At 67.4% G+C, this 19,358-nt stretch carries 17 protein-coding genes; 4 read left to right on the top strand and 13 right to left on the bottom strand.

Annotated elements, in window-relative coordinates; genetic code table 11:
- Positions 1-130: 130 nt before the first annotated feature.
- Positions 131-2,755, bottom strand: coding sequence for an alanine--tRNA ligase (gene alaS, locus ABIC50_RS04225; protein WP_269016840.1), 2,625 nt, complete (start codon positions 2,753-2,755; stop codon positions 131-133).
- Between the two features lie 236 nt (positions 2,756-2,991).
- Here alaS and ABIC50_RS04220 point away from each other — a divergent pair, with 236 nt between their 5' ends.
- Complete coding sequence (locus ABIC50_RS04220) at positions 2,992-4,212, top strand: CaiB/BaiF CoA transferase family protein (protein WP_354161822.1); 1,221 nt, start codon at positions 2,992-2,994, stop codon at positions 4,210-4,212.
- Positions 4,213-4,283: 71 nt separating this feature from the next.
- Here the strand turns inward: ABIC50_RS04220 and ABIC50_RS04215 are convergent, their stop codons facing one another.
- A complete protein-coding gene (locus ABIC50_RS04215) occupies positions 4,284-4,832 on the bottom strand; it encodes an RBBP9/YdeN family alpha/beta hydrolase (protein ID WP_354161818.1) in 549 nt (182 codons plus the stop codon).
- A gap of 162 nt (positions 4,833-4,994) precedes the next feature.
- Complete coding sequence (locus ABIC50_RS04210; protein ID WP_011656605.1) at positions 4,995-5,204, bottom strand: YMGG-like glycine zipper-containing protein; 210 nt, start codon at positions 5,202-5,204, stop codon at positions 4,995-4,997.
- A 253-nt stretch (positions 5,205-5,457) separates the two neighbouring features.
- On the opposite strand from ABIC50_RS04210, the gene ABIC50_RS04205 reads away from it, so the two are divergent.
- Positions 5,458-7,167, top strand: a complete 1,710-nt coding sequence (locus tag ABIC50_RS04205; RefSeq protein ID WP_011656604.1) for a glutamine--tRNA ligase/YqeY domain fusion protein — start codon at positions 5,458-5,460, stop codon at positions 7,165-7,167.
- Between the two features lie 131 nt (positions 7,168-7,298).
- Here ABIC50_RS04205 and ABIC50_RS04200 read toward each other — a convergent pair whose 3' ends face one another.
- The 3 genes from ABIC50_RS04200 to ABIC50_RS04190 all read right to left on the bottom strand — a co-directional run bounded on the left by ABIC50_RS04200 (position 7,299) and on the right by ABIC50_RS04190 (position 9,678).
- Positions 7,299-7,769 (bottom strand): NUDIX hydrolase, encoded by a 471-nt coding sequence (locus ABIC50_RS04200; RefSeq protein ID WP_126227564.1) that lies wholly within the window; start codon positions 7,767-7,769, stop codon positions 7,299-7,301.
- 10 nt (positions 7,770-7,779) lie between these two features.
- On the bottom strand, positions 7,780-8,166 hold the full coding sequence (locus tag ABIC50_RS04195) for a hypothetical protein (protein WP_354161811.1): 387 nt from the start codon (positions 8,164-8,166) through the stop codon (positions 7,780-7,782).
- A gap of 126 nt (positions 8,167-8,292) precedes the next feature.
- On the bottom strand, positions 8,293-9,678 hold the full coding sequence (locus ABIC50_RS04190) for a cytochrome-c peroxidase (protein WP_354161808.1): 1,386 nt from the start codon (positions 9,676-9,678) through the stop codon (positions 8,293-8,295).
- Between the two features lie 209 nt (positions 9,679-9,887).
- Here ABIC50_RS04190 and ABIC50_RS04185 point away from each other — a divergent pair, with 209 nt between their 5' ends.
- Complete coding sequence (locus tag ABIC50_RS04185; protein WP_422613917.1) at positions 9,888-11,489, top strand: acid phosphatase; 1,602 nt, start codon at positions 9,888-9,890, stop codon at positions 11,487-11,489.
- 103 nt (positions 11,490-11,592) lie between these two features.
- Here the strand turns inward: ABIC50_RS04185 and ABIC50_RS04180 are convergent, their stop codons facing one another.
- From ABIC50_RS04180 to ABIC50_RS04155, 6 genes are read right to left on the bottom strand one after another with little or no spacing between them, the layout of a single operon-like run.
- Entirely contained in the window at positions 11,593-13,137 is a 1,545-nt protein-coding gene (locus tag ABIC50_RS04180; RefSeq protein WP_354161805.1) for an alginate export family protein, read from the bottom strand.
- Positions 13,134-13,829, bottom strand: coding sequence for a YoaK family protein (locus ABIC50_RS04175; protein ID WP_354161802.1), 696 nt, complete (start codon positions 13,827-13,829; stop codon positions 13,134-13,136). Before ABIC50_RS04175 ends, ABIC50_RS04180 begins: the two co-directional genes overlap by 4 nt.
- Positions 13,826-14,740, bottom strand: a complete 915-nt coding sequence (locus tag ABIC50_RS04170; RefSeq protein ID WP_175701669.1) for a VOC family protein — start codon at positions 14,738-14,740, stop codon at positions 13,826-13,828. Before ABIC50_RS04170 ends, ABIC50_RS04175 begins: the two co-directional genes overlap by 4 nt.
- 53 nt (positions 14,741-14,793) lie before the next feature.
- Complete coding sequence (locus tag ABIC50_RS04165; RefSeq protein WP_354161800.1) at positions 14,794-15,240, bottom strand: DoxX family protein; 447 nt, start codon at positions 15,238-15,240, stop codon at positions 14,794-14,796.
- A 1-nt stretch (position 15,241) separates the two neighbouring features.
- Positions 15,242-17,134, bottom strand: coding sequence for an amidohydrolase (locus tag ABIC50_RS04160; protein ID WP_354161797.1), 1,893 nt, complete (start codon positions 17,132-17,134; stop codon positions 15,242-15,244).
- A gap of 19 nt (positions 17,135-17,153) precedes the next feature.
- Positions 17,154-17,321, bottom strand: coding sequence for a DUF1427 family protein (locus tag ABIC50_RS04155; protein WP_006756038.1), 168 nt, complete (start codon positions 17,319-17,321; stop codon positions 17,154-17,156).
- Positions 17,322-17,422: 101 nt separating this feature from the next.
- Here ABIC50_RS04155 and ABIC50_RS04150 point away from each other — a divergent pair, with 101 nt between their 5' ends.
- Entirely contained in the window at positions 17,423-18,346 is a 924-nt protein-coding gene (locus ABIC50_RS04150) for a LysR family transcriptional regulator (RefSeq protein ID WP_354161794.1), read from the top strand.
- Between the two features lie 78 nt (positions 18,347-18,424).
- On the opposite strand, the gene ABIC50_RS04145 is transcribed toward ABIC50_RS04150, so the two are convergent.
- A complete protein-coding gene (locus ABIC50_RS04145) occupies positions 18,425-19,111 on the bottom strand; it encodes a hydrolase (protein ID WP_105833238.1) in 687 nt (228 codons plus the stop codon).
- Positions 19,112-19,358 lie beyond the last annotated feature (247 nt).

Raw genomic sequence — 19,358 nt, 5'->3', positions numbered from 1 at the left:
ACCGGCCGGCCGCGACCGGCATCCGCACGAACCGCCGAACGTCGACAAAACCGCCGCGATGCCGGGGAGAACCGAACATCGCCGGCATCGGGCGACGGCGCCGCGTTGCACGGCGCCGTCGTCGTTCTGATTACAACCGCTCTTCGACCCAGCCCTTCACGCCGGCCAGCGCGCCCGGCAGGTTCGCCGGTTCGGTGCCGCCCGCCTGCGCCATATCGGGACGGCCGCCGCCCTTGCCGCCGACCTGCTGCGCGACGAAGTTCACGAGCTCGCCGGCCTTGACCTTCTTGCTCGCATCCGGCGTGACGCCCGCGATCAGGCTGACCTTGCCGCCTTCGACGGCCGCCAGCACGATCGCCGCGCTCTTCAGCTTGTCCTTCAGCTTGTCGACCGTCTCGCGCAGCGTCTTCGCGTCCGCGCCGTCGAGCGTCGCGGCCAGCACGTACACGCCGCCGACTTCGGTGGCCTGCTGCGCGAGCTCGTCGCCCTGGCTCGACGCGAGCTTCGACTTCAGCGCGCCCAGCTCCTTCTCGAGCGACTTCACCTGGTCCTGCACCTGCGCGATGCGCTGCGTGAGTTCCGACGGCTGCGCCTTCAGCGCGGCCGCGGCTTCGTTCACGCGCGCATCGAGTTCCTGCACGTAACGCACCGCGTTGTCGCCGGTGATCGCCTCGACCCGGCGGATGCCGGCCGCGACGCCGCCTTCGACGACGATCTTGAAGAAGCCGATGTCGCCGGTGCGGTGCACGTGCGTGCCGCCGCACAGTTCGCGCGAGAAGCCAAGATCGAGCACGCGCACTTCGTCGCCGTACTTCTCGCCGAACAGCGCCATCGCGCCGCCCTTCACCGCTTCGTCGTACGGCATCACGCGCACGATGCCCGGCGCGTTCGCGAGGATTTCGTTGTTGACGATCTGCTCGACGCGACGGATTTCGTCGTCGGTCATCGGCGCGTTGTGCGCGAAGTCGAAACGGGTCTTCTCCGCATCGACGAGCGAACCCTTCTGCTGCACGTGCGCGCCGAGCACCTCACGCAGCGCCTTGTGCATCAGGTGGGTGGCCGAGTGGTTGCGCTGCGTGCGGGCGCGGCGGTGCGCGTCGATTTCCGCGCGCAGCACGTCGCCGATCTTCAGCGTGCCCTGCTCCAGCGTGCCGTGATGGCCGACCACGTCGGCCTGCACCTTCAGCGTGTCGGCCACCGCGAAGCGCGTCGCGGCGTTCGCGAGCACGCCCTGGTCGCCGACCTGGCCGCCCGATTCCGCGTAGAACGGCGTGTGGTCGAGCACGACGACCGCATCCTGGCCGGCCTTCACTTCGTTGACGGCCGAACCGTCGACGTACAGCGCGACGACCTTCGCGTCGTCGAACGCGATTTCCTCGTAACCGTGGAACGTGGTTTTCGCGCCCGAGTATTCGAGCCCCTGCGTGGCCTTGAACTTGCCGGCCGCGCGGGCCTGCTCGCGCTGACGCGCCATCGCGTCGTCGAATGCCGGCTCGTCGACCGTCATCCCGCGCTCGCGGCACACGTCGGCCGTGAGGTCGAGCGGGAAGCCGTAGGTGTCGTGCAGCTTGAACGCGAGTTCGCCGTCGAGCACCTTGCCGCCCTTCGCCTCGACGTCGGCGAGTGCCGCCTCGAGGATCGACATCCCGTGCTCGATGGTTTCGAAGAAGCGCTCTTCTTCCTGGCGCAGCACGTCGGTCACGCGCTGCTCGGCTTCCTTCAGTTCCGGATAGGCCGCGCCCATCTCGGCGACGAGGTCGGCCACCAGCTTGTGGAAGAACGAGCCCTTGCGGCCGAGCTTGTAGCCGTGGCGGATCGCGCGGCGCACGATCCGGCGCAGCACGTAGCCGCGGCCTTCGTTGCCCGGAATCACGCCGTCGACGATCAGGAACGAGCACGCGCGGATGTGATCGGCGATCACCTTCAGCGAGTTGTTGGTGAGGTCGCTGATCTCGGTCACGCGCGCGGCGGCCTTGATCAGGTTCTGGAACAGGTCGATCTCGTAGTTGCTGTGCACGTGCTGCAGCACCGCGGCGAGGCGCTCGAGGCCCATGCCGGTGTCGACCGACTGCTTCGGCAGGCGCGTCATGTTGCCCTGCGCGTCGCGGTTGAACTGCATGAACACGAGGTTCCAGATCTCGATGTAGCGATCGCCGTCTTCCTCAGGCGACCCCGGCGGGCCGCCCCACACGTCCGGGCCGTGGTCGTAGAAGATTTCCGTGCACGGGCCGCACGGGCCGGTGTCGCCCATCGTCCAGAAGTTGTCCGACGCGTAGCGCGCGCCCTTGTTGTCGCCGATCCGGATGATCCGCTCGGCCGGCACGCCGACTTCCTTCGCCCAGATGTCGTAGGCTTCGTCGTCTTCCTGGTAGACGGTGACCCACAGCTTTTCCTTCGGCAGCTGGTAGACCGTGGTCAGCAGCTCCCACGCGAAGCGGATCGCGTCGTGCTTGAAGTAGTCGCCGAACGAGAAGTTGCCGAGCATCTCGAAGAACGTGTGGTGGCGCGCCGTGTAGCCGACGTTCTCGAGGTCGTTGTGCTTGCCGCCCGCGCGCACGCTGCGCTGCGCCGTCGTGGCGCGCGAGTACGGACGCGGGTCCGTGCCGAGGAACACGTCCTTGAACTGGACCATGCCCGAGTTCGTGAACATCAGCGTGGGGTCGTTACCGGGCACGAGGCTCGACGAGCGGACGATCGTGTGGCCCTTCGATTCGAAGAATTTGAGGAATTTCTCGCGGATTTCGGCAGCTTTCATGGCGTGCGGGGAATGTCTGGCTGAGACGGCTTCAAACGCCGGCCGTCCTCGCGGACGCACGGCGGGCAAATATCGTAAACGATCGATTATACGATACCGATCGGCCGCCCAGACGGCAGCGGCCCGCCGTGCCGGACGACCGGCCTATGCCACCCGCGCGGCCGATTCGCCTTAAGATGGTCGGCATACCGATCCGCGTTGCCCGACGCCAAGCCATGAAAGGAGACGATTCGACGATGGGTGCCCTGAGCCATATCCGCGTGTTGGACCTCACCCGCGTGCTCGCGGGCCCGTGGTGCGCGCAGACCCTTGCCGATTTCGGCGCGGACGTGATCAAGATCGAGCGCCCCGGCGCCGGCGACGACACGCGCCACTGGGGGCCGCCGTACCTGAAGGACGCAGCCGGCGCCGACACCGCCGAGGCCGCCTACTACCTCGCGGCGAACCGCAACAAGCGCTCGGTCACGGTCGACATCGCGACGCCCGAAGGCCAGCAGATCGTGCGCGAGCTCGCCGCGCAAAGCGACGTCGTGCTCGAGAACTACAAGGTCGGGCAGCTCGCGAAATACGGGCTCGACTACGACTCGCTGCGCGCGGTGAAGCCCGATCTCGTCTACTGCTCGGTCACGGGTTTCGGCCAGACGGGCCCGTACGCGCATCGCGCGGGCTACGACTTCATCGTCCAGGGCATCGGCGGCTTCATGAGCATCACCGGCGAGCGCGACAGCGAGCCAGGCGGCGGCCCGCAGAAGGCCGGCGTCGCGATCGCCGATCTCGCGACCGGCCTCTATTCGACGATCGCGGTGCTCGCCGCCCTTGCGCATCGCGACCGCACGGGTGAAGGCCAGTACATCGACATGGCGCTGCTCGACGTGCAGGTCGCGCTGCTCGCGAACATGAACACCAACTTCCTCGCGAGCGGCAAGCCGCCGGTGCGCTGGGGCAATGCGCACCCGAACATCGTGCCGTATCAAACGTTCCAAACGAGCGACGGCTGGATCATCGTCGCGGTCGGCAACGACGGGCAGTTCCGCAAGTTCGTCGAGGCCGGCGGCCGGGCCGAGCTGGCCGACGACGAACGGTTCGCGACCAATCCGTCGCGCGTGCGCCATCGCGACACACTGGTGCCGATCCTCGCGGAGATGGTGAAGACCCGCGCCAAGGCCGACTGGATCGGCACGCTGGAAGCGGCCGGCGTGCCGTGCGGGCCGATCAACGAACTCGACGAAGTGTTCGACAACGAACAGGTGGTCGCGCGCGGGATGCAGGTGTCGCTGCCGCATCCGTGCGGCGCGGACGTGAAGCTCGTGCGCAATCCGATCCGGATGAGCGCGACGCCGCCCGATGCGCGCACGGCCCCGCCGCTGCTCGGCGCGCAAACCGAAGCGGTGCTGCGCGACATGCTCGGCTACGACGCGGCGCGCATCGCGGCGCTCAAGGCGAAGCAGGCGATCTGAGGCCACAGGAACGCGCGTCGCGGCGCCGTCGGCGGCGTGCGACCGGTGGCCGACGGCCAGTGAATCGATGGCTAGCGCGCGAGCGCGTCGAGCCAACTGCGCGCTTCAGGCCAGTCGCCGAGCCCGCTGTCCGCGTTGAGGTGGCCGCGCGGGCCGAGATCGTGGAACGCGCTGCCCCACGCGTGCGCGCAACCGCGCGCGAACGCGAGCGAGCCGTACGAATCGTCGCTGCTCGCGGCCACGCAGGTCGGAAACGGCAGCCGTTCGTGCGGCACGGGCCCGAAGCCGTGCGCGTCGGCCGGAAACCCGGGCCCGGCCGGATCGGGCAGCGCGACGAGCAGCGCGCCGCGCACCTTCGCAAGCGCGGCCGGCCGCGCGTAGCGGGTCGCCCACCATGCGGTGGTCAGCGTGCCGAGGCTGTGCGCGGCGATCAACACCGGGCCCGGCGCGGCCTCGACCGCGCGATCGAGCGCGAGACACCAGCCGTTGCGAAACGCATGGTCCCAGTCGGGCATCGCGATGCGCACGAAACGCGCGTCGGCGCGCTCCCAGCGGCTTTGCCAGTGGAGCGGACCGGAGTTGCCGTAGCCCGGCAGCACGAAAACGGGAAAGTTGCTCATGGAGGATTCGTCGACGCATGAAGTCGTTATGTGACGTCGACGAAGTGTCGCACACCCGTTCCTCCCTGATGTTGCCTGTCGAATCGCGGAAGGGATGTGCGAGGTCGTGACGCGCGGCGAACCCCGTCACGACCGGCCGGCGCGCCTGCGCGCCGGTGTCGATCAGCGCACGCCGGCGCCGACCAGGCCGCCTGCCGCCGCGCCGGCCACCGTGCCGACCGGGCCGCCCGTGATCAGGTAGCCGAGCGCGCCGCCCGCGGCCGCGCCGATACCGGCGTTCCGTTGCGTATGCGTCATCGCGCATGCGCCGAGTTGCGACAGGACCGCGACGATCACCGCGGTACGAACGAGAAAAGTGGTCTTCTTCATCATGGATTATTGGCTTCCTCCCGCCAGCAAAAAGGCCCGCCGGCGGCATTGAATCGGTGAAGCCATCATAGGAAAAGCCGAACGCGCCGGGCAATCCGATTTACGTCGTGTTACAGCCGACACATTATCGAGATATTGCGGGACGCAGCGCCAACCGACGCCTGCGGCGCCCCAACCCGCGCGGGACGGACCCCGCTCAGGTAGAATTACAGGATTAAACCGGCGCGACGCGCCGACACAACCTGACGCCAACCGCATGAGCACCGAACGTAATGACGCCCCCGCGGCTTCCAACTTCATCCGCAACATCATCGACGACGACAACCGCACCGGCAAATGGGGCGGCCGCGTCGAAACGCGCTTCCCGCCCGAGCCGAACGGCTATCTGCACATCGGCCATGCGAAGAGCATCTGCCTGAACTTCAGCGTCGCGCGCGACTACGGCGGCGTGTGCCACCTGCGCTTCGACGACACCAACCCGGAAAAGGAAAGCGTCGAGTACGTCGACTCGATCGTCGACGCGGTGCGCTGGCTCGGCTTCGACTGGCGCAAGGATGCGGTCGATCACCAGTATTTCGCGAGCGACTACTACGACAAGCTGTACGAATTCGCCGAGCTGCTGATCCAGCGCGGCAAGGCGTACGTCGACAGCCAGAGCGCCGACGAAATGCGCGCGAACCGCGGCTCGCTGACCGAAGGCGGCAAACCGTCGCCGTACCGCGCCCGTTCGCCCGAGGAAAACCTCGACCTGTTCCGCCGGATGAAGGCCGGCGAGTTCAAGGAAGGCGAGCACGTGCTGCGCGCGAAGATCGACATGGCGTCGCCGAACATGAACATGCGCGACCCGGTGATCTACCGGATCCGCTACGCGCACCACTACCGCACCGGCGACGCATGGTGCGTGTATCCGATGTACGACTACACGCACTGCATCTCGGATGCGCTCGAGGGCATCACGCACTCGCTGTGCACGCTCGAGTTCGAGGATCACCGCCCGCTGTACGACTGGGTGCTGAACGAACTCGCGGATGCCGGCGTGTTCACGCGGCCGCTGCCGCAACAGATCGAATTCTCGCGCCTGAACCTCACGTACGCGATCACCAGCAAGCGCAAGCTGCTGCAGCTCGTCACCGAAGGTCACGTCGAAGGCTGGGACGATCCGCGCATGCCGACGATCGTCGGGATCCGCCGCCGCGGCTTCACGCCGGAGAGCATCCACCTGTTCTGCGAGCGGATCGGCGTGACGAAGGTCGATTCGTGGATCGACATGAGCGTGTTCGAAGGCGCGCTGCGCGACGATCTCGACGACAAGGCGCCGCGCTCGGTCGCCGTGCTCGATCCGCTGAAGCTCGTGATCGACAACTATCCGGAAGACCTCGAGGAAGCGTGCACGGCCCCCGTGCATCCGCATCATCCGGAGCGCGGCGTGCGCACGTTCCCGATCTCGCGCGAGCTGTGGATCGAACGCGAGGACTTCGTCGAGAATCCGCCGAAGGGCTATTTCCGCCTGTTCCCGGGCAACAAGGTGCGCCTGCGCTACGGCTACGTGATCGAGTGCACCGGCTTCGACAAGGACGCCGACGGCAACGTGACGGCCGTGCACTGCAACTACTTCCCGGACAGCAAGTCGGGCACGGACGGCGCGAACACGTACAAGGTCAAGGGCAACATCCACTGGGTCAGCGCGAAGCATGCGCAGCCGGCCGAAGTGCGGATCTACGACCGGTTGTTCAAGGAGCCGCACCCGGACGCGGGCGGCGCGAACTTCCTCGAGGCGCTGAACCCGGATTCGAAGAAGATCACGCAGGCCTACGTCGAGCCGGGCGCCGGCGATGTCGCGCCGGAAACGCGCTTGCAGTTCGAGCGTCACGGCTATTTCGTTGCCGACCGGGTCGATTCGAAACCGGGCAAGCCCGTGTTCAACCGGATCGTCGGGCTGCGCGACAGCTGGGGCAAGCCGGCCTGACGGCCTGCGGCGCGCGCGGCGTGGGGCTTCGCGCCGACGTCGCGCGATGATGAAAAAAAACCGACCCTCAGGGTCGGTTTTTTATTGCCTGCGCGGCATTCGTGCCGTGCGCGGCATCGAAGCCATAACGCTCACCCGCCCGTCAACCGCCGATGCAGATCCGCGAGCGACAGCGTCGTGCGAAACAGCCGCGCGAGGCTGCGGCTCGCATACGTATCGACGTCGGCGGGCGCCGTCCAGCGATACGCGTCCATCTCGGGAATCAGCGAGCCGTCGCGACGGCTCGGGAACAGCGACGTGCACGTGCAGTGCGCGGGATCGATCTCGTCGTCGGCGACCTGCACCGCGAACAGGTGCAGGTCCTTGTCGTGACGGTACGCGAAGCGGCCGAGATCGACGAGGCGCGCCGGCGCGAGCTCGATGCCGGTTTCCTCGCGCAGCTCCCGCAGCGCCGCGTCGGCCGGCGACTCGCCGGGCTCGCCCTGCCCCTTCGGGATGTCCCAGTGCGTGGTATCCGTCGCATGCGCGAGGAATACGCGGCCGGCCCCGTCGAGAATCACGACGCCGCACGATACCGTGCGCGGCGCACCGCTGCGCTTCATCGCACCACGCTCAGCGTTTCTGCAGCTGCCACTTGCCCGCGGCGGTCTTGCAGAAGACCGGCTTGAGCATCATCGACTGGCCCTTCGCCGAGATTTCGGTCGAGATTTCGCGGCAGGTCTTGCCGTCGGTTTCGGACGTCGACGGCGTGAGCTTCGCATCGATCTGCGTGCCGCGGCCGTTGCTCTGCCACGTCGTGATTTCGCCGTCCTTGCCTTCGTCGCGCACCTGCGAGACGGCCTTGCTCAGCGACGCGCGGTCGGTCTTGCTGAAGTAGGTCAGCGGCGTGTCGTTCAGGAAGCCCAGGTTGCTTTGTGCGTGGGCGGGCAGCATCGCGGCTGCGCACGCGGCGCCGGCCAGCACGCGCGTGACGATGGAAAGGGATGCACGCATCGACATGTGTTGTTCTCCTCGGATGTTCAATCGAAGGCGTGGCGCGCGGCCGGCGAACCGGCGGCCGGCCATCCGGCACGCGCCACGCCCGTCAGCGAGCGAGCATAGCATGCGTGCCGCCAGGAACGCCTTCTAGCGCGCCGCCGACGTGGCCGCCGGCTGATATCCGTCAGTCAGCGTGTTCAGGAACGCGATCACGTCCTTGATCTCGGCCGCGTTCAGCGCGGGCGCATCGCCGCGCTTGCGGTCGAACGGCGGCTCGCGGTTGATGTTCGGCCAGTAGCGCTTCGGCAGATCGTCGTACACCTGCACCTTGCCGTGCACGACCGGATAGAACTTCTCCGGATGGATGTCGCGCTCGACGTAGAAGCGCATCACGTCCTCGAGCGAGTGGTACACGCCGTTGTGGAAGAACGTCTTGCGCAGCGCGACGTTGCGCAGCGACGGCGTGCGGAACAGTCCGCAGAGTTCGTCGCGGCCTTTCAGGTCGGTGCGCTCGGGGCCGCACGCGCCGAGATCGTGGAAACGCGGATCGCGATTGACCGGCAGCGCGCGGTTGCGCGGCACCGCGATCGCGATCAAGCCGAAATCGCTGAACTGCGGCGGCGTGCCGTCGAGCGCGCGCTGGCTGATGTGGCAGCTCGCGCAATTACCCTTCTTCTCGTCGTTGAACAGTTGCAGCCCGCGCAGTTCGGCCGGCGTGAGCTGCGCCCGCCCGGCGAGGTACGCGTCGTACTTGCTCGAATACGGCGAGAACAGTTCGGGGGTCTGCTCGAAGGTCTCGAGCGCGCGCAGCACGGCCTTGAACGTCGCCGCGTCGTCGTCGAGCACCTGCACGCCGAACACCGCGCGGAACTCGGCCGCATACGGCGCGGCCTTCACGGCCCGCGCGACCTTCGCGGGCGTGCTGTTCATCTCGAACGGCGACGTGAGCGGAATGCGCGCCTGCTCGGCGCCCGTGTCGACGCGGCCGTCCCACGTGAGGCCACCGGTCGGGCCCGCATCGACGCTCTCGTCGCCTTCGTCGTCGGAGTCGTGGAAGTGCTCGGTGAACTGCGGCACGCCCTGCAGGTACTTGAGCGACGGCACCGCGCGAAAGCCCGAGCGCTTCATGTCGTCGCCGCCGAACTGCACGGCCAGCGCATTCGGCGGACCGAACGCGTGCTCGGGGCTGTGGCACGACGCGCACGCGAGCTTGCCGGAACCTGACAGCGTAGGGTCGAAGAAAAGTTGCTTGCCGAGCGCCGTCATCCGGCGCACGCCTTCGTAAACCTGCGCGCGGGTCTGCGGCTGGTTCGCGGCGACGACCGGGCCGCTCGCGGCGATCGTTGCGGACGCAACCTGCTGCGCGGCGCCCGATGCCTGCGAGGCGACGGCGGCCGGTGCGCTCGACGCACCGGCACCCGGCTGTGCGTCACAGCCGGCAAGGGTGGCGAGCGCGGCGGCCAGCGCGAGCGCGCCGCTCAGATGCAGCCACGCGCGCGCGCACGCGCCGGCTGCCGGTTGGCGAGACTTCATCGATTGGTCGGAAAGTAGGTTCATGAGCGGGCGGAGTTTATGTCAGCCGCATGACCATTCCATGACGGCCTACTGACAGGAAATCGAAAGCACCCCTACACCCGCCTGTCAAATCACGCCCCCACAATGCGCACTGCCGGACACACAACGGTCACCTTCGGGAACCGGCCGCACACGGATGCTCCGGTCCCCCACGCGACAAGAGAGAGATGAGAGTAGAACGTATGAAAACCCACGCCTGGATTCGCTTTACGCCGCTCGCGATTGCCGCGGCCGTCGCCCTCACCGCCTGCGGCGGCGACGACGTACAGCAGCAAGGTCTGTCGACGGTGAAGAACGTCGTCGTGATCTACGCGGAAAACCGCAGCTTCGACAACCTGTACGGCAACTTTCCGGGCGCGAACGGCCTGCAGAACGTGACGGCTGCCAGCGCGCAGCAGAAGGACCGCAACGGCCAGCCGCTCGCGACGCTGCCGAAGGTCTGGGGCGGCCTGACCGCGAAGGGCGTGACGCCGGCCGTGACCGAGGCGATGACGGCCAACCTGCCGAACGCGCCGTTCGCGATCGACGATCCGAACGGTTTCAACACGCCGATGAGCGTGACGACGCGCGACCTGTATCACCGCTTCTACGAGAACCAGATGCAAATCAACGGCGGCAAGAACGACATGTTCGCCGCGTGGGCCGATTCCGGCGGCCTCGTGATGGGCCACTACACGCCCGACGCGACGAAGCTGCCGCTGTGGAAGATCGCGCAGCAGTTCACGCTCGCCGACAACTTCTTCATGGGTGCGTTCGGCGGCTCGTTCCTGAACCACCAGTACCTGATCTGCGCGTGCGCGCCGTTCTACGCGAACGCGGACAAGAGCCCGGCGGCCGGTTCGATCTCGGCCGTCGCCGCGGACGGCAAGTCGCTGCAGCTCGCGAGCAACTCGCCGGCGTCCGCGCTCGATGGGACTCCGAAGTTCGTGAACTCGGGCAACCTGACGCCGGACTTCTACGCGATCAACACGATGCAGCCGCCGTACCAGCCGAGCGGCAACAAGGCCGCGGCGGGCGGCGATGCGAACCTCGCGGATCCGTCGGCGCCGACCACGCTGCCGCCGCAGACGCAACAGAACATCGGCGACCTGCTGAGCAACGCGGGCGTGTCGTGGGCGTGGTATGGCGGTGCGTGGAACCAGGCGCTGCAGGCCGCGCAGAGCGGCACCGCGAACGTGATCTACGGCCCGAACATGACGGCGCCGAACTTCCAGCCGCACCATCAGCCGTTCAACTACTACGCGAACCAGGCGCCGGGCAGCACGAACCGCGCGCAGCACCTGCTCGACGGCGGCACGGACGGCAGCGAGTTCCTCAAGGCGATCGACGCGGGCACGCTGCCGCAAGTCGCGTTCTACAAGCCGCAGGGCAACCTGAACGAACACCCGGGCTACACGGACGTCGCGAGCGGCGACCAGCACATCGCGAACGTGCTCGCGCACCTGCAGGCGAGCCCGCAGTGGAAGAACATGGTCGTGGTCGTCACGTACGACGAAAACGGCGGCTTCTGGGATCACGTGGCGCCGCCGAAGGGCGACCGCTGGGGCCCGGGCACGCGGATTCCGGCACTGATCGTGTCGCCGTTCTCGAAGAAGGGTTTCGTCGACCATACGCAGTACGACACCGCGTCGATCCTGCGCTTCATCACGCGCCGCTTCTCGCTGCCGCGCCTCGCGGGCCTGCAGCAACGCGACGACGCGCTGAAGGCGAACGGCGCGCAACCGATGGGCGACCTGACGAACGCGCTCGCGCTGTCGCCGAACCTGTAACGGCATCGCCATCACCGCGAACGGGCCGGCCATGCCGCCGGCCCGGACGAACGAAGGGCGACCCTGCTCACGCGGGGTCGCCCTTTTTCATGCGCCGTGCGCGCTACCACCCATACTTCAGTTCAACACCGACGTAGTCCGCGTTGTGCCCGCCCGCCTGCCGGATCGCGTCGCCGACCTGGAAATGCACGGCCTCGACCGCGCCGATCAGGTTCGCGGCGATCGTCCAGTCCGCGCGCAGCTGCACGTACATCCCGGTCCATAAGCCGCCCTTGCCCGCGGTGCCAGGCACCGCGACGTTCGCCTGCTGATAGACGGCGTCGCCGGTCGTCTCGCGCCACTGGAAGCCGAGCGCGCCGAGCAGCGACAGGTTCGGTGCCGGCTTCAGCGTCACCGACGGCTTCACGTGGATCAGGTTCGAGTAGCCTGTGAAGCCGGCCAGCGTGAAGTAATAGCCGTTCGGAAACAGCGGGTTGAAGGTGCCGACGCGGCCGTCGTGCGGATGCCGGTCGCCCGACGCCGCATCGACCTGGAGCGCGATGCGCGGCGACCACGGCGCATCGAGCCGGTAGCCGGCGATCGAGCCGACGGCCCACGCGCCGACCGTATTGCTGCCGACCGTGCCGCTCTGCAGCATCGTCTCGAGATCCCAGTCGAAACGGCCCTGCGTGCCCGAGTAGCGCAGATCCCACACATCGCGATGCTCGGGGCCGCTCGCATCGAGAAAGCGCGCGTTCTTGCGGTTGTACCGCGACCAGTAGCCGGACAGGTCGCCGGGCCCGATCGACTGCCGCTCGAAGCGCACGCCGCTGAACGTGAGATTGCGATTGGACACGTCGTCGAAATCGGATGCGTTGCGGTTCTGCACCGGCTGCGTCGCATAGCCGATGAAGCGCCACTTCCCGTATTCGTAATCGGCCCACACCCCATCGAACGATTGCCGCACGTTCGGGCCGTCGCGCGCGGCGATGAAGCGCTGCAAGTCGAACGCCATCTCCTGCCGGCCGACGCGGACCTTGACCGTGCCGCCGCCGAGCGCACCGGTGTAGGTCGCGAACGCCTGCTCGAGATCGAGCGGATTCCGGTCGACCGGCGACACCGTGTTCTTGCCGAACGCGCGCGCGTCCTGCAATTGCACGAAGAACTGCCAGTGCTGGCCGAGATGCGCATCGGCATGCACTTCGACGCGCTGGATCAGGTACGTATCCGATTGCGCGGAGCCGATCCCGAACAGCGGCGCGTCGTTGGTCTCCAGCCGCTCGCGCAGATTCACGCCGAGAGAAAGATAGGATGCCGGATCATTGCCGAGCGGGATGTATTTCAGCCCGTCGAGCGGCGCGCGCGGCACGCACGGATTCGCGAGCACCGACCAGTCTTCCTGCCAGCGGTTGAACAGCACTGTCGGGCGCTTGGCCGTGCAGGTCGATGCAGTGGTCGCCGCGGGTGTGGTTGCCGATGTAGAAACCGATGACGCAGCCGAAGCCGGCGCCGGTTCTTGCGCCGGCGTCGAAATCGATGCCGGCGCCGTCTGCGCGAACACCGCGTCGGCGCCCGCGACCAACAGCCCCGCGACGAGCGACAGACGAGCAGCCCGCTCGACTCGGCGGCCGTGATCTGTCCGTCGTCTGCCCTGCCCCCGCCCGATCATGCGCGCTCCTGCGTAGCCGGTGCGGCCGCTTGTGACGAACCCAGCGCAAGCATCGCCAGCGCGCACACGGGCGCGAGCAGCGCCGCAAAGCCGATGTAACGGAACCCGAGCGCACCGCCGGCCGCGCCGAGCGCGAACGCGACGATCGCCGGCAGCATCTTGCCGAAACGCGCGCGTGCCGTCGCACGGGCGCTGTCCGTCGTGCCGGCCGACAGCAGGTCGACGACATCGAGGATCGCCTGCGTGACGTTGCCCGTCATCACCGTGTTCGGCACGCCGGCGCGCGCCATCACGCGCGGATGCGCGTTCTGCACGCCCATCGCGAACGTGCCGACGATGCCGGCCACGAGCACCGGCAGGCTGTCGGATTGCGTGACGGGCGTCGCCCACAGGCCGGCCGCGCAGAAGCCGAGCAGCAGCACGGCCTGCACCATGTGCAGCGCGCGCGTGCCCTGCCAGCCGGGCCGACCGGACATCGACCGCGCGATCAGGCTCGCCGCGACGACGCCGCACACGAACGCGGGAAACACGCTGAGCTTCAGCACCACGCCCTGGCCGAAGCCCGCGATGCCCGCGCCGATCAGCACGAAGTTGCCGGTCACGTGCGCGGTGAATAGCCCGAACAGCGCGACGAAGCTCAGCGTGTCGACGAAGCCGGCCACCGCGGCAAGGATCGTGTCCTCGTGCTTCATCGCGCCGCGCTCGCGTGGATCTCGGCGACGTAGCCACCCGGGAACTGCACGAGCGCCGCGTCGCGGCCGTCGGATGCGAACGGCGGCACGAGCACGGTCACGCCCGCGGCTTCGGCCTTCTTCAGCGTGGCGGTGAGATCAGACACTTCGTAGCCGGTCATCTCGCGCCCGAACGGGTACGGCAGACTGCCGTCCGTCACGAGCACGGTCATCTTGCCGAAGCCCGATTCGATGCGGATGCGGCGGAACGTGTCGTTCGGACGACCGATCTCGACGCCCGGCGCCTTCAGGTTGTCGGACACGACCTTGCCCTTCGAGAACTTGACGAAGTCGTGCACGAACTTGCGCACGCTTTGGGGCGACACGTACACACGATTCTCGGGGATGGTCTGCAACGCGTCGTAGTGCGGCGCCTGCGTATGCCAGTAGAGCTGCATGTTCACGCCGCCCGTCCACGCGATGATCGCATCGCGGCCGATCGGGTCCGGAAACGTATCGACGATCACGTCCGCGCCGTGCTCTCGTGCCGACTTCACCGCGACGTCCATGTCGGTGACGAGATAACCGGTGCGCTCCTCGCAGAACGGATACGGGATCGGCGTCTTGAAGCCGAACACCGACACCGTGCCGACCGGCGTGAGCACGAGCTGCGACATCGTCTGGCTCGGCGTCGGCGTGACCTGAAACACGCCCTGCTTCGACTTCTTGCCGCCGAACGTCGCGACGAAGCTGTCGGTAAAGCGGTCGAAGTCTTCCGGCGCGACGCAGACGTGCGTGGTGTCGTACTGCGGACCGACGGCCAGCGTCGGCGTGACCGCGGGCGGCACCGGCGGTTTCGCGAACGCGGCGGGCGCGGCGACGAGACCGCAGGCAATCGTCAGCGCCAGCAGCGCGGAACGAAGGGTTTTCATAACGGATGTCCTTGTTGTTTGATCAGAGGATGGATCGGCTCGGGCAATCCCGGTCACACGCGGCCGTCGTCGGCCGGTTGCCGCGCATCGTCGACGATGGTCGCGAGCACGAGTGCCGCGATCAGCCCGAGATGCTCGAAAAAGCTGTTCAGCGCCGTGAAATGTTCGGCGCCCGAGCGGTTCCAGAAATCGTTCGCCACAACCATCGCGACCAACGTCAGCATCCCGAGGCTGCCGGCGCCGAGCCACGTGAAGCGGCGAAACACCACGCACAGCGAGCCGCCGATCTCGACCGCAATCGCCAGCGCCGCCCACAGCGCCGGCGGGTGCAGGCCGAAATGCGCCTGCTCCGCGACCGCATCGCCGAAGTGCATCGCCTTGTTCACCCCGCCGATCAGGAACGCGGAAACGAGCGCGAGCCGGACCAGCGCGCCGACCCACGGCTGGGAAAGAAGCGCGCGAATCCACCCGGGGCTACATCGGCCGGTCACGGTCGTCATGTCAGACCGCCCAGCATGAACAGCCGAACGCGCCCCAGAAACCCTTCGCGTCCGAGGTCGGCAACGTGCGGCCCCACGCGCTCGCATGTGCGTGGCCGTGCATCCCGCACGCGGTAGAACAAGCGCATGCGGCAGCGGCCGCTGCCGCGCGCTGCAGCGGCGCGCCCTCGCGCTGCGTCGCGCCCCAGCCGCCATAGCCGCCGTAGGTGCGCACCGGCGACCAGTCCGGCATCGCCGGCGGAATCGGCAAATCGTGCGACGCGAACGGCCCGGCACCCCACACGATCCGGCCGCCGACCACCGTCAGCAACGCGGTCGTGTCGGCGATATCGTCCTCCGCGCACGTGAAGAAATCACGATCGGGGACCATCAGGTCCGCCAACTGCCCGACTGCGATGCGGCCCTTCTTGCCCACTTCGTTCGAGAACCACGTCACGTACTCGGTCCACATGCGCAGCGCGGTTTCGCGATCGAGCAGGTTCCGCTGCGGATACAGACGCGTGCCGCCGACCGTCTTGCCCGTCACGAGCCATGCGAGCGACACCCACGGGTTGTACGACGCCACCCGCGTCGCATCCGTGCCGGCCGACACCTTGATGCCCTTGGACAGCATCTTCGCGACCGGCGGCGTCGCCTCGGCCGCCTGCGCGCCATAACGCTCGACGAAGTACTCGCCCTGATACGCCATCCGGTGCTGCACCGCGATGCCGCCGCCGAGCGCCGCGATCCGGTCCATCGATCGCTCGGAGATCGTTTCCGCGTGATCGAAGAACCAGTTCAGCCCTTCGAGCGGGATGTCCTCGTTGACCTTCTCGAACACGTCGAGCGCGCGGCTGATCGTTTCGTCGTAGGTCGCATGCATGCGCCACGGCCAGCGGTTCTGCGCGAGCACGCGCACCACGCCTTCGAGATCGTCCTCCATCTGCGCGGGCAGGTCCGGACGCGCGACGCGGAAATCCTCGAAGTCGGCCGCGGAAAACACCAGCATCTCGCCCGCGCCGTTGTGGCGGAAGTAGTCGGTGCCGTCGTGATACTTGACGCTCTTGGTCCAGTTCACGAAGTCTTCCTTCTCCGCGTTCGGCTTCTGCGTGAACAGGTTGTACGCGATGCGGATCGTCATCTCGCCCGCGTCGTGCAGCTGGCGGATCACTTCGTAATCGTCGGGGTAGTTCTGCGAGCCGCCGCCCGCGTCGATCACGCCCGTCACGCCGAGCCGGTTCAGCTCGCGCATGAAGTGGCGCGTCGAGTTGTACTGGTACTCGAACGGCAGCTTCGGGCCCTTCGCGAGCGTCGCGTAGAGGATCGTCGCGTTCGGGTTCGCGAGCAGCAGGCCGGTCGGGTTGCCCGCGGCATCGCGCAGGATCGTGCCGCCCGGCGGCTCCGGCGTGTCCTTCGTATAACCGACGACGCGCAGCGCGGCCGCGTTCAGCAGCGCGCGATCGTACAGGTGCAGGATGAACACCGGCGTATCGGGTGCGGCCGCGTTGAGCTCGTCGATCGTCGGCAGGCGCTTCTCGGCAAACTGATGTTCGGTGAAGCCGCCGACCACGCGCACCCATTGCGGCGCGGGCGTGATCGCGACCTGCTGACGCAGCATCTCCATCGCGACGGCAAGCGAGCGCACGCCGTCCCAGCGCAGCTCCATGTTGTAGTTCAGGCCACCGCGAATCACGTGCGTATGGTTGTCGGTCAGGCCGGGCAGCACCGCGCGGCCGTCGAGATCGACGACTTTCGTCGCGCGGCCCGCGAGCGGCATCACGTCCGCGTTGCTGCCGACCGCGACGAAGCGGCCATCCTTGATCGCCACCGCGGCGGCGACGGGGTTCGCACGATCGAGCGTCGTGATGCGCCCGTTGTGCAGGATCAGATCCAGTTGGGTATCGGTTGCGGTCATTAACATGTCCTCGAAACAGTCAGAAGCCGAGCCAGTGACGCACGGGCCCGATGGCCTGCGCGCCGACCAGCATGCCGGCAAGGCCGATCAGTGCGATCAGCGGCGGCGCCGGCGAACGCACCTTGATCACGCTGTACACGACGCCGATCAGCACGCCGGCCGCCAACGACGATAGATAAGATTCCATAACGATTTTTCTCCCGACCGGATTAGAATGACCCGCATCGCGTCGGCCGCATGCTTCGCCGCCCTCGCTTCCACTTCGCTTCCCTGTCACCCTGTCCGGCCATGCAACATCTTCCTGATCTCGAAGCCTGGGCCATCTTCGCGCGCGTCGCGGAGACCGGTTCGTTCGCGAAAGCCGCGGAACTGCTCGGCATCTCGCAACCGACCGTGTCGAAGGCCATCGCGCGCCTCGAAAAACGCCTCGGCGCGATGCTGCTGTACCGCACGTCGCGCAAACTGTCGCTCACGCCGACCGGCGAGCTGCTGCGCGACCGCGCGATCCGCCTGCTCGCCGATGCCGAACTGATCGAGAGCGAGGCCTGCGCGCAAGCGCTCGAACCGCACGGCCTCGTGCGCGTGAACGCGCCGATGTCGTTCGGGCTGCGCCATCTGTCGCCGCTACTGCCCGCGTTTCTCGAACGCTATCCGCGCGTCGACATCGACCTCGTGCTGACCGACAACATCGTCGACATCGTGTCCGGCGGGTTCGACATCGCGATCCGCATCGCCGAGCTGAGCGATTCGTCGCTGCGCTCGCGCCGCCTGTGCGCAGTGCGCCGTCCGCTCGTCGCATCGCCCGCGTATCTCGAGCGGCGTGGCCGCCCGACGCATCCGCGCGACCTCGAACAGCACGTGTGCCTCACCTACACGAACCTGCCGACGCCCGAGCACTGGCGCTTTCGCAATCCGGCTTCGGGCGAGGATGTCGGCGTGTCCGTGCAGGGACGCATCCGCACCAACAATGCCGACGTGATCGTCCCCGCGCTCCTCGCCGGTCACGGCCTCGCGCTGCAGCCCGAGTTCCTCGCGTGGGACGCGCTGCAGCGCGGCGAGCTCGAGGAAGTGATGCCCGAGTGGAAAATCGCCGACGTCAACGTCAACCTCGTCACGCCGCCCGGCATGCTGCGCGCCGCGCGCGTGACGGTGCTGCTCGAGTTCCTCGCCGACCACTTCGCGCACGCGCCGTGGGCGTTGCCCGTGGCCTGAGCGAGCGGCGGCCTGCGAACACCGTGGCCGCCGCATGCGTCGATCGCAGCGGCGGCGGCGAACGCGGCCGATCTTCCGTTACTTCGCCGGAACCGGCGCAATCGACTCGTGCGGCGTCGCGGTGCGTTGCGGCGCCTTGTGGACCATCGTGTACGCGTAGTCGACGCCCATCCCGTATGCGCCCGAATGCTCCTTCGCGATCGCCATCACCGCGTCGTAGCTGTCGCGGCGCGCCCAGTCGCGTTGCCATTCGAGCAGCACCTGCTGCCACGTGACCGGCACCACGCCTGCCTGCACCATCCGCTGCATCGCGATGTCGTGCGCGGCCTGCGACGTGCCGCCCGATGCGTCGGCCACCATGTAGATCTCGTAGTCGCCTTCGAGCATCGCGCACAGTGCGAACGTCGTGTTGCAGACTTCGGTCCACAGGCCCGACACGACCACCTTCTTGCGGCCGTTCGCGGCCAGTGCGTCGCGCACCTTCTGGTCGTCCCACGAGTTCATCGACGTGCGTTCGAGTGTCTTCTGGTTCGGGAACACGTCGAGCAGCTCGGGATAGGTGTGGCCCGAGAAGCTGTCGCTTTCGACCGTCGTGATCGTGGTCGGGATGTTGAAGACCTTCGCAGCCTTCGCCAGACCCACGACGTTGTTCTTCAGCACCTGGCGATCGATCGACTGCACGCCGAACGCCATCTGCGGCTGCTGGTCGATGAAGATCAGCTGGCTGTTCTGCGGAGTGAGTACTTCAAGTTTCGGATTGCTCATGGCGCGTGGAGTCCTGTGAACGAAAAAAAGGGAGGCCTGCCTCGGCCGTGAGAACGGGAGGAGCCGGAAATGCATCACGCCGGATCGTGACCCGGCGCGACGTATTTAATCGGCAAACGCTCGGCGTGACCACCCAAGAAACGGAATCGATGCCATTCCGGAAACGACGTGCGTTCGAGGCCCCGCGTTCTTTTTTTCTTCACGCAAACCCGATACGCTCTCAAGACTTTGACGGCGCCGTTGCGGC

The organism is Burkholderia sp. 567, from assembly GCF_040545115.1.
Classification (GTDB): Bacteria; Pseudomonadota; Gammaproteobacteria; order Burkholderiales; family Burkholderiaceae; genus Burkholderia; species Burkholderia ambifaria.
This window is presented reverse-complemented; position numbering and strand designations above follow the sequence as displayed.

Excerpts from the sequence above, each read along its gene's own strand:
- alaS (WP_269016840.1), bottom strand. The coding sequence starts at position 2,755 with ATGAAAGCTGCCGAAATCCGCGAGAAATTCCTCAAATTCTTCGAATCG.
- ABIC50_RS04220 (WP_354161822.1), top strand. The coding sequence starts at position 2,992 with ATGGGTGCCCTGAGCCATATCCGCGTGTTGGACCTCACCCGCGTGCTC.
- ABIC50_RS04215 (WP_354161818.1), bottom strand. The coding sequence starts at position 4,832 with ATGAGCAACTTTCCCGTTTTCGTGCTGCCGGGCTACGGCAACTCCGGT.
- ABIC50_RS04210 (WP_011656605.1), bottom strand. The coding sequence starts at position 5,204 with ATGATGAAGAAGACCACTTTTCTCGTTCGTACCGCGGTGATCGTCGCG.
- ABIC50_RS04205 (WP_011656604.1), top strand. The coding sequence starts at position 5,458 with ATGAGCACCGAACGTAATGACGCCCCCGCGGCTTCCAACTTCATCCGC.
- ABIC50_RS04200 (WP_126227564.1), bottom strand. The coding sequence starts at position 7,769 with ATGAAGCGCAGCGGTGCGCCGCGCACGGTATCGTGCGGCGTCGTGATT.
- ABIC50_RS04195 (WP_354161811.1), bottom strand. The coding sequence starts at position 8,166 with ATGTCGATGCGTGCATCCCTTTCCATCGTCACGCGCGTGCTGGCCGGC.
- ABIC50_RS04190 (WP_354161808.1), bottom strand. The coding sequence starts at position 9,678 with ATGAAGTCTCGCCAACCGGCAGCCGGCGCGTGCGCGCGCGCGTGGCTG.
- ABIC50_RS04185 (WP_422613917.1), top strand. The coding sequence starts at position 9,888 with ATGAGAGTAGAACGTATGAAAACCCACGCCTGGATTCGCTTTACGCCG.
- ABIC50_RS04180 (WP_354161805.1), bottom strand. The coding sequence starts at position 13,137 with ATGATCGGGCGGGGGCAGGGCAGACGACGGACAGATCACGGCCGCCGA.
- ABIC50_RS04175 (WP_354161802.1), bottom strand. The coding sequence starts at position 13,829 with ATGAAGCACGAGGACACGATCCTTGCCGCGGTGGCCGGCTTCGTCGAC.
- ABIC50_RS04170 (WP_175701669.1), bottom strand. The coding sequence starts at position 14,740 with ATGAAAACCCTTCGTTCCGCGCTGCTGGCGCTGACGATTGCCTGCGGT.
- ABIC50_RS04165 (WP_354161800.1), bottom strand. The coding sequence starts at position 15,240 with ATGACGACCGTGACCGGCCGATGTAGCCCCGGGTGGATTCGCGCGCTT.
- ABIC50_RS04160 (WP_354161797.1), bottom strand. The coding sequence starts at position 17,134 with ATGACCGCAACCGATACCCAACTGGATCTGATCCTGCACAACGGGCGC.
- ABIC50_RS04155 (WP_006756038.1), bottom strand. The coding sequence starts at position 17,321 with ATGGAATCTTATCTATCGTCGTTGGCGGCCGGCGTGCTGATCGGCGTC.
- ABIC50_RS04150 (WP_354161794.1), top strand. The coding sequence starts at position 17,423 with ATGCAACATCTTCCTGATCTCGAAGCCTGGGCCATCTTCGCGCGCGTC.
- ABIC50_RS04145 (WP_105833238.1), bottom strand. The coding sequence starts at position 19,111 with ATGAGCAATCCGAAACTTGAAGTACTCACTCCGCAGAACAGCCAGCTG.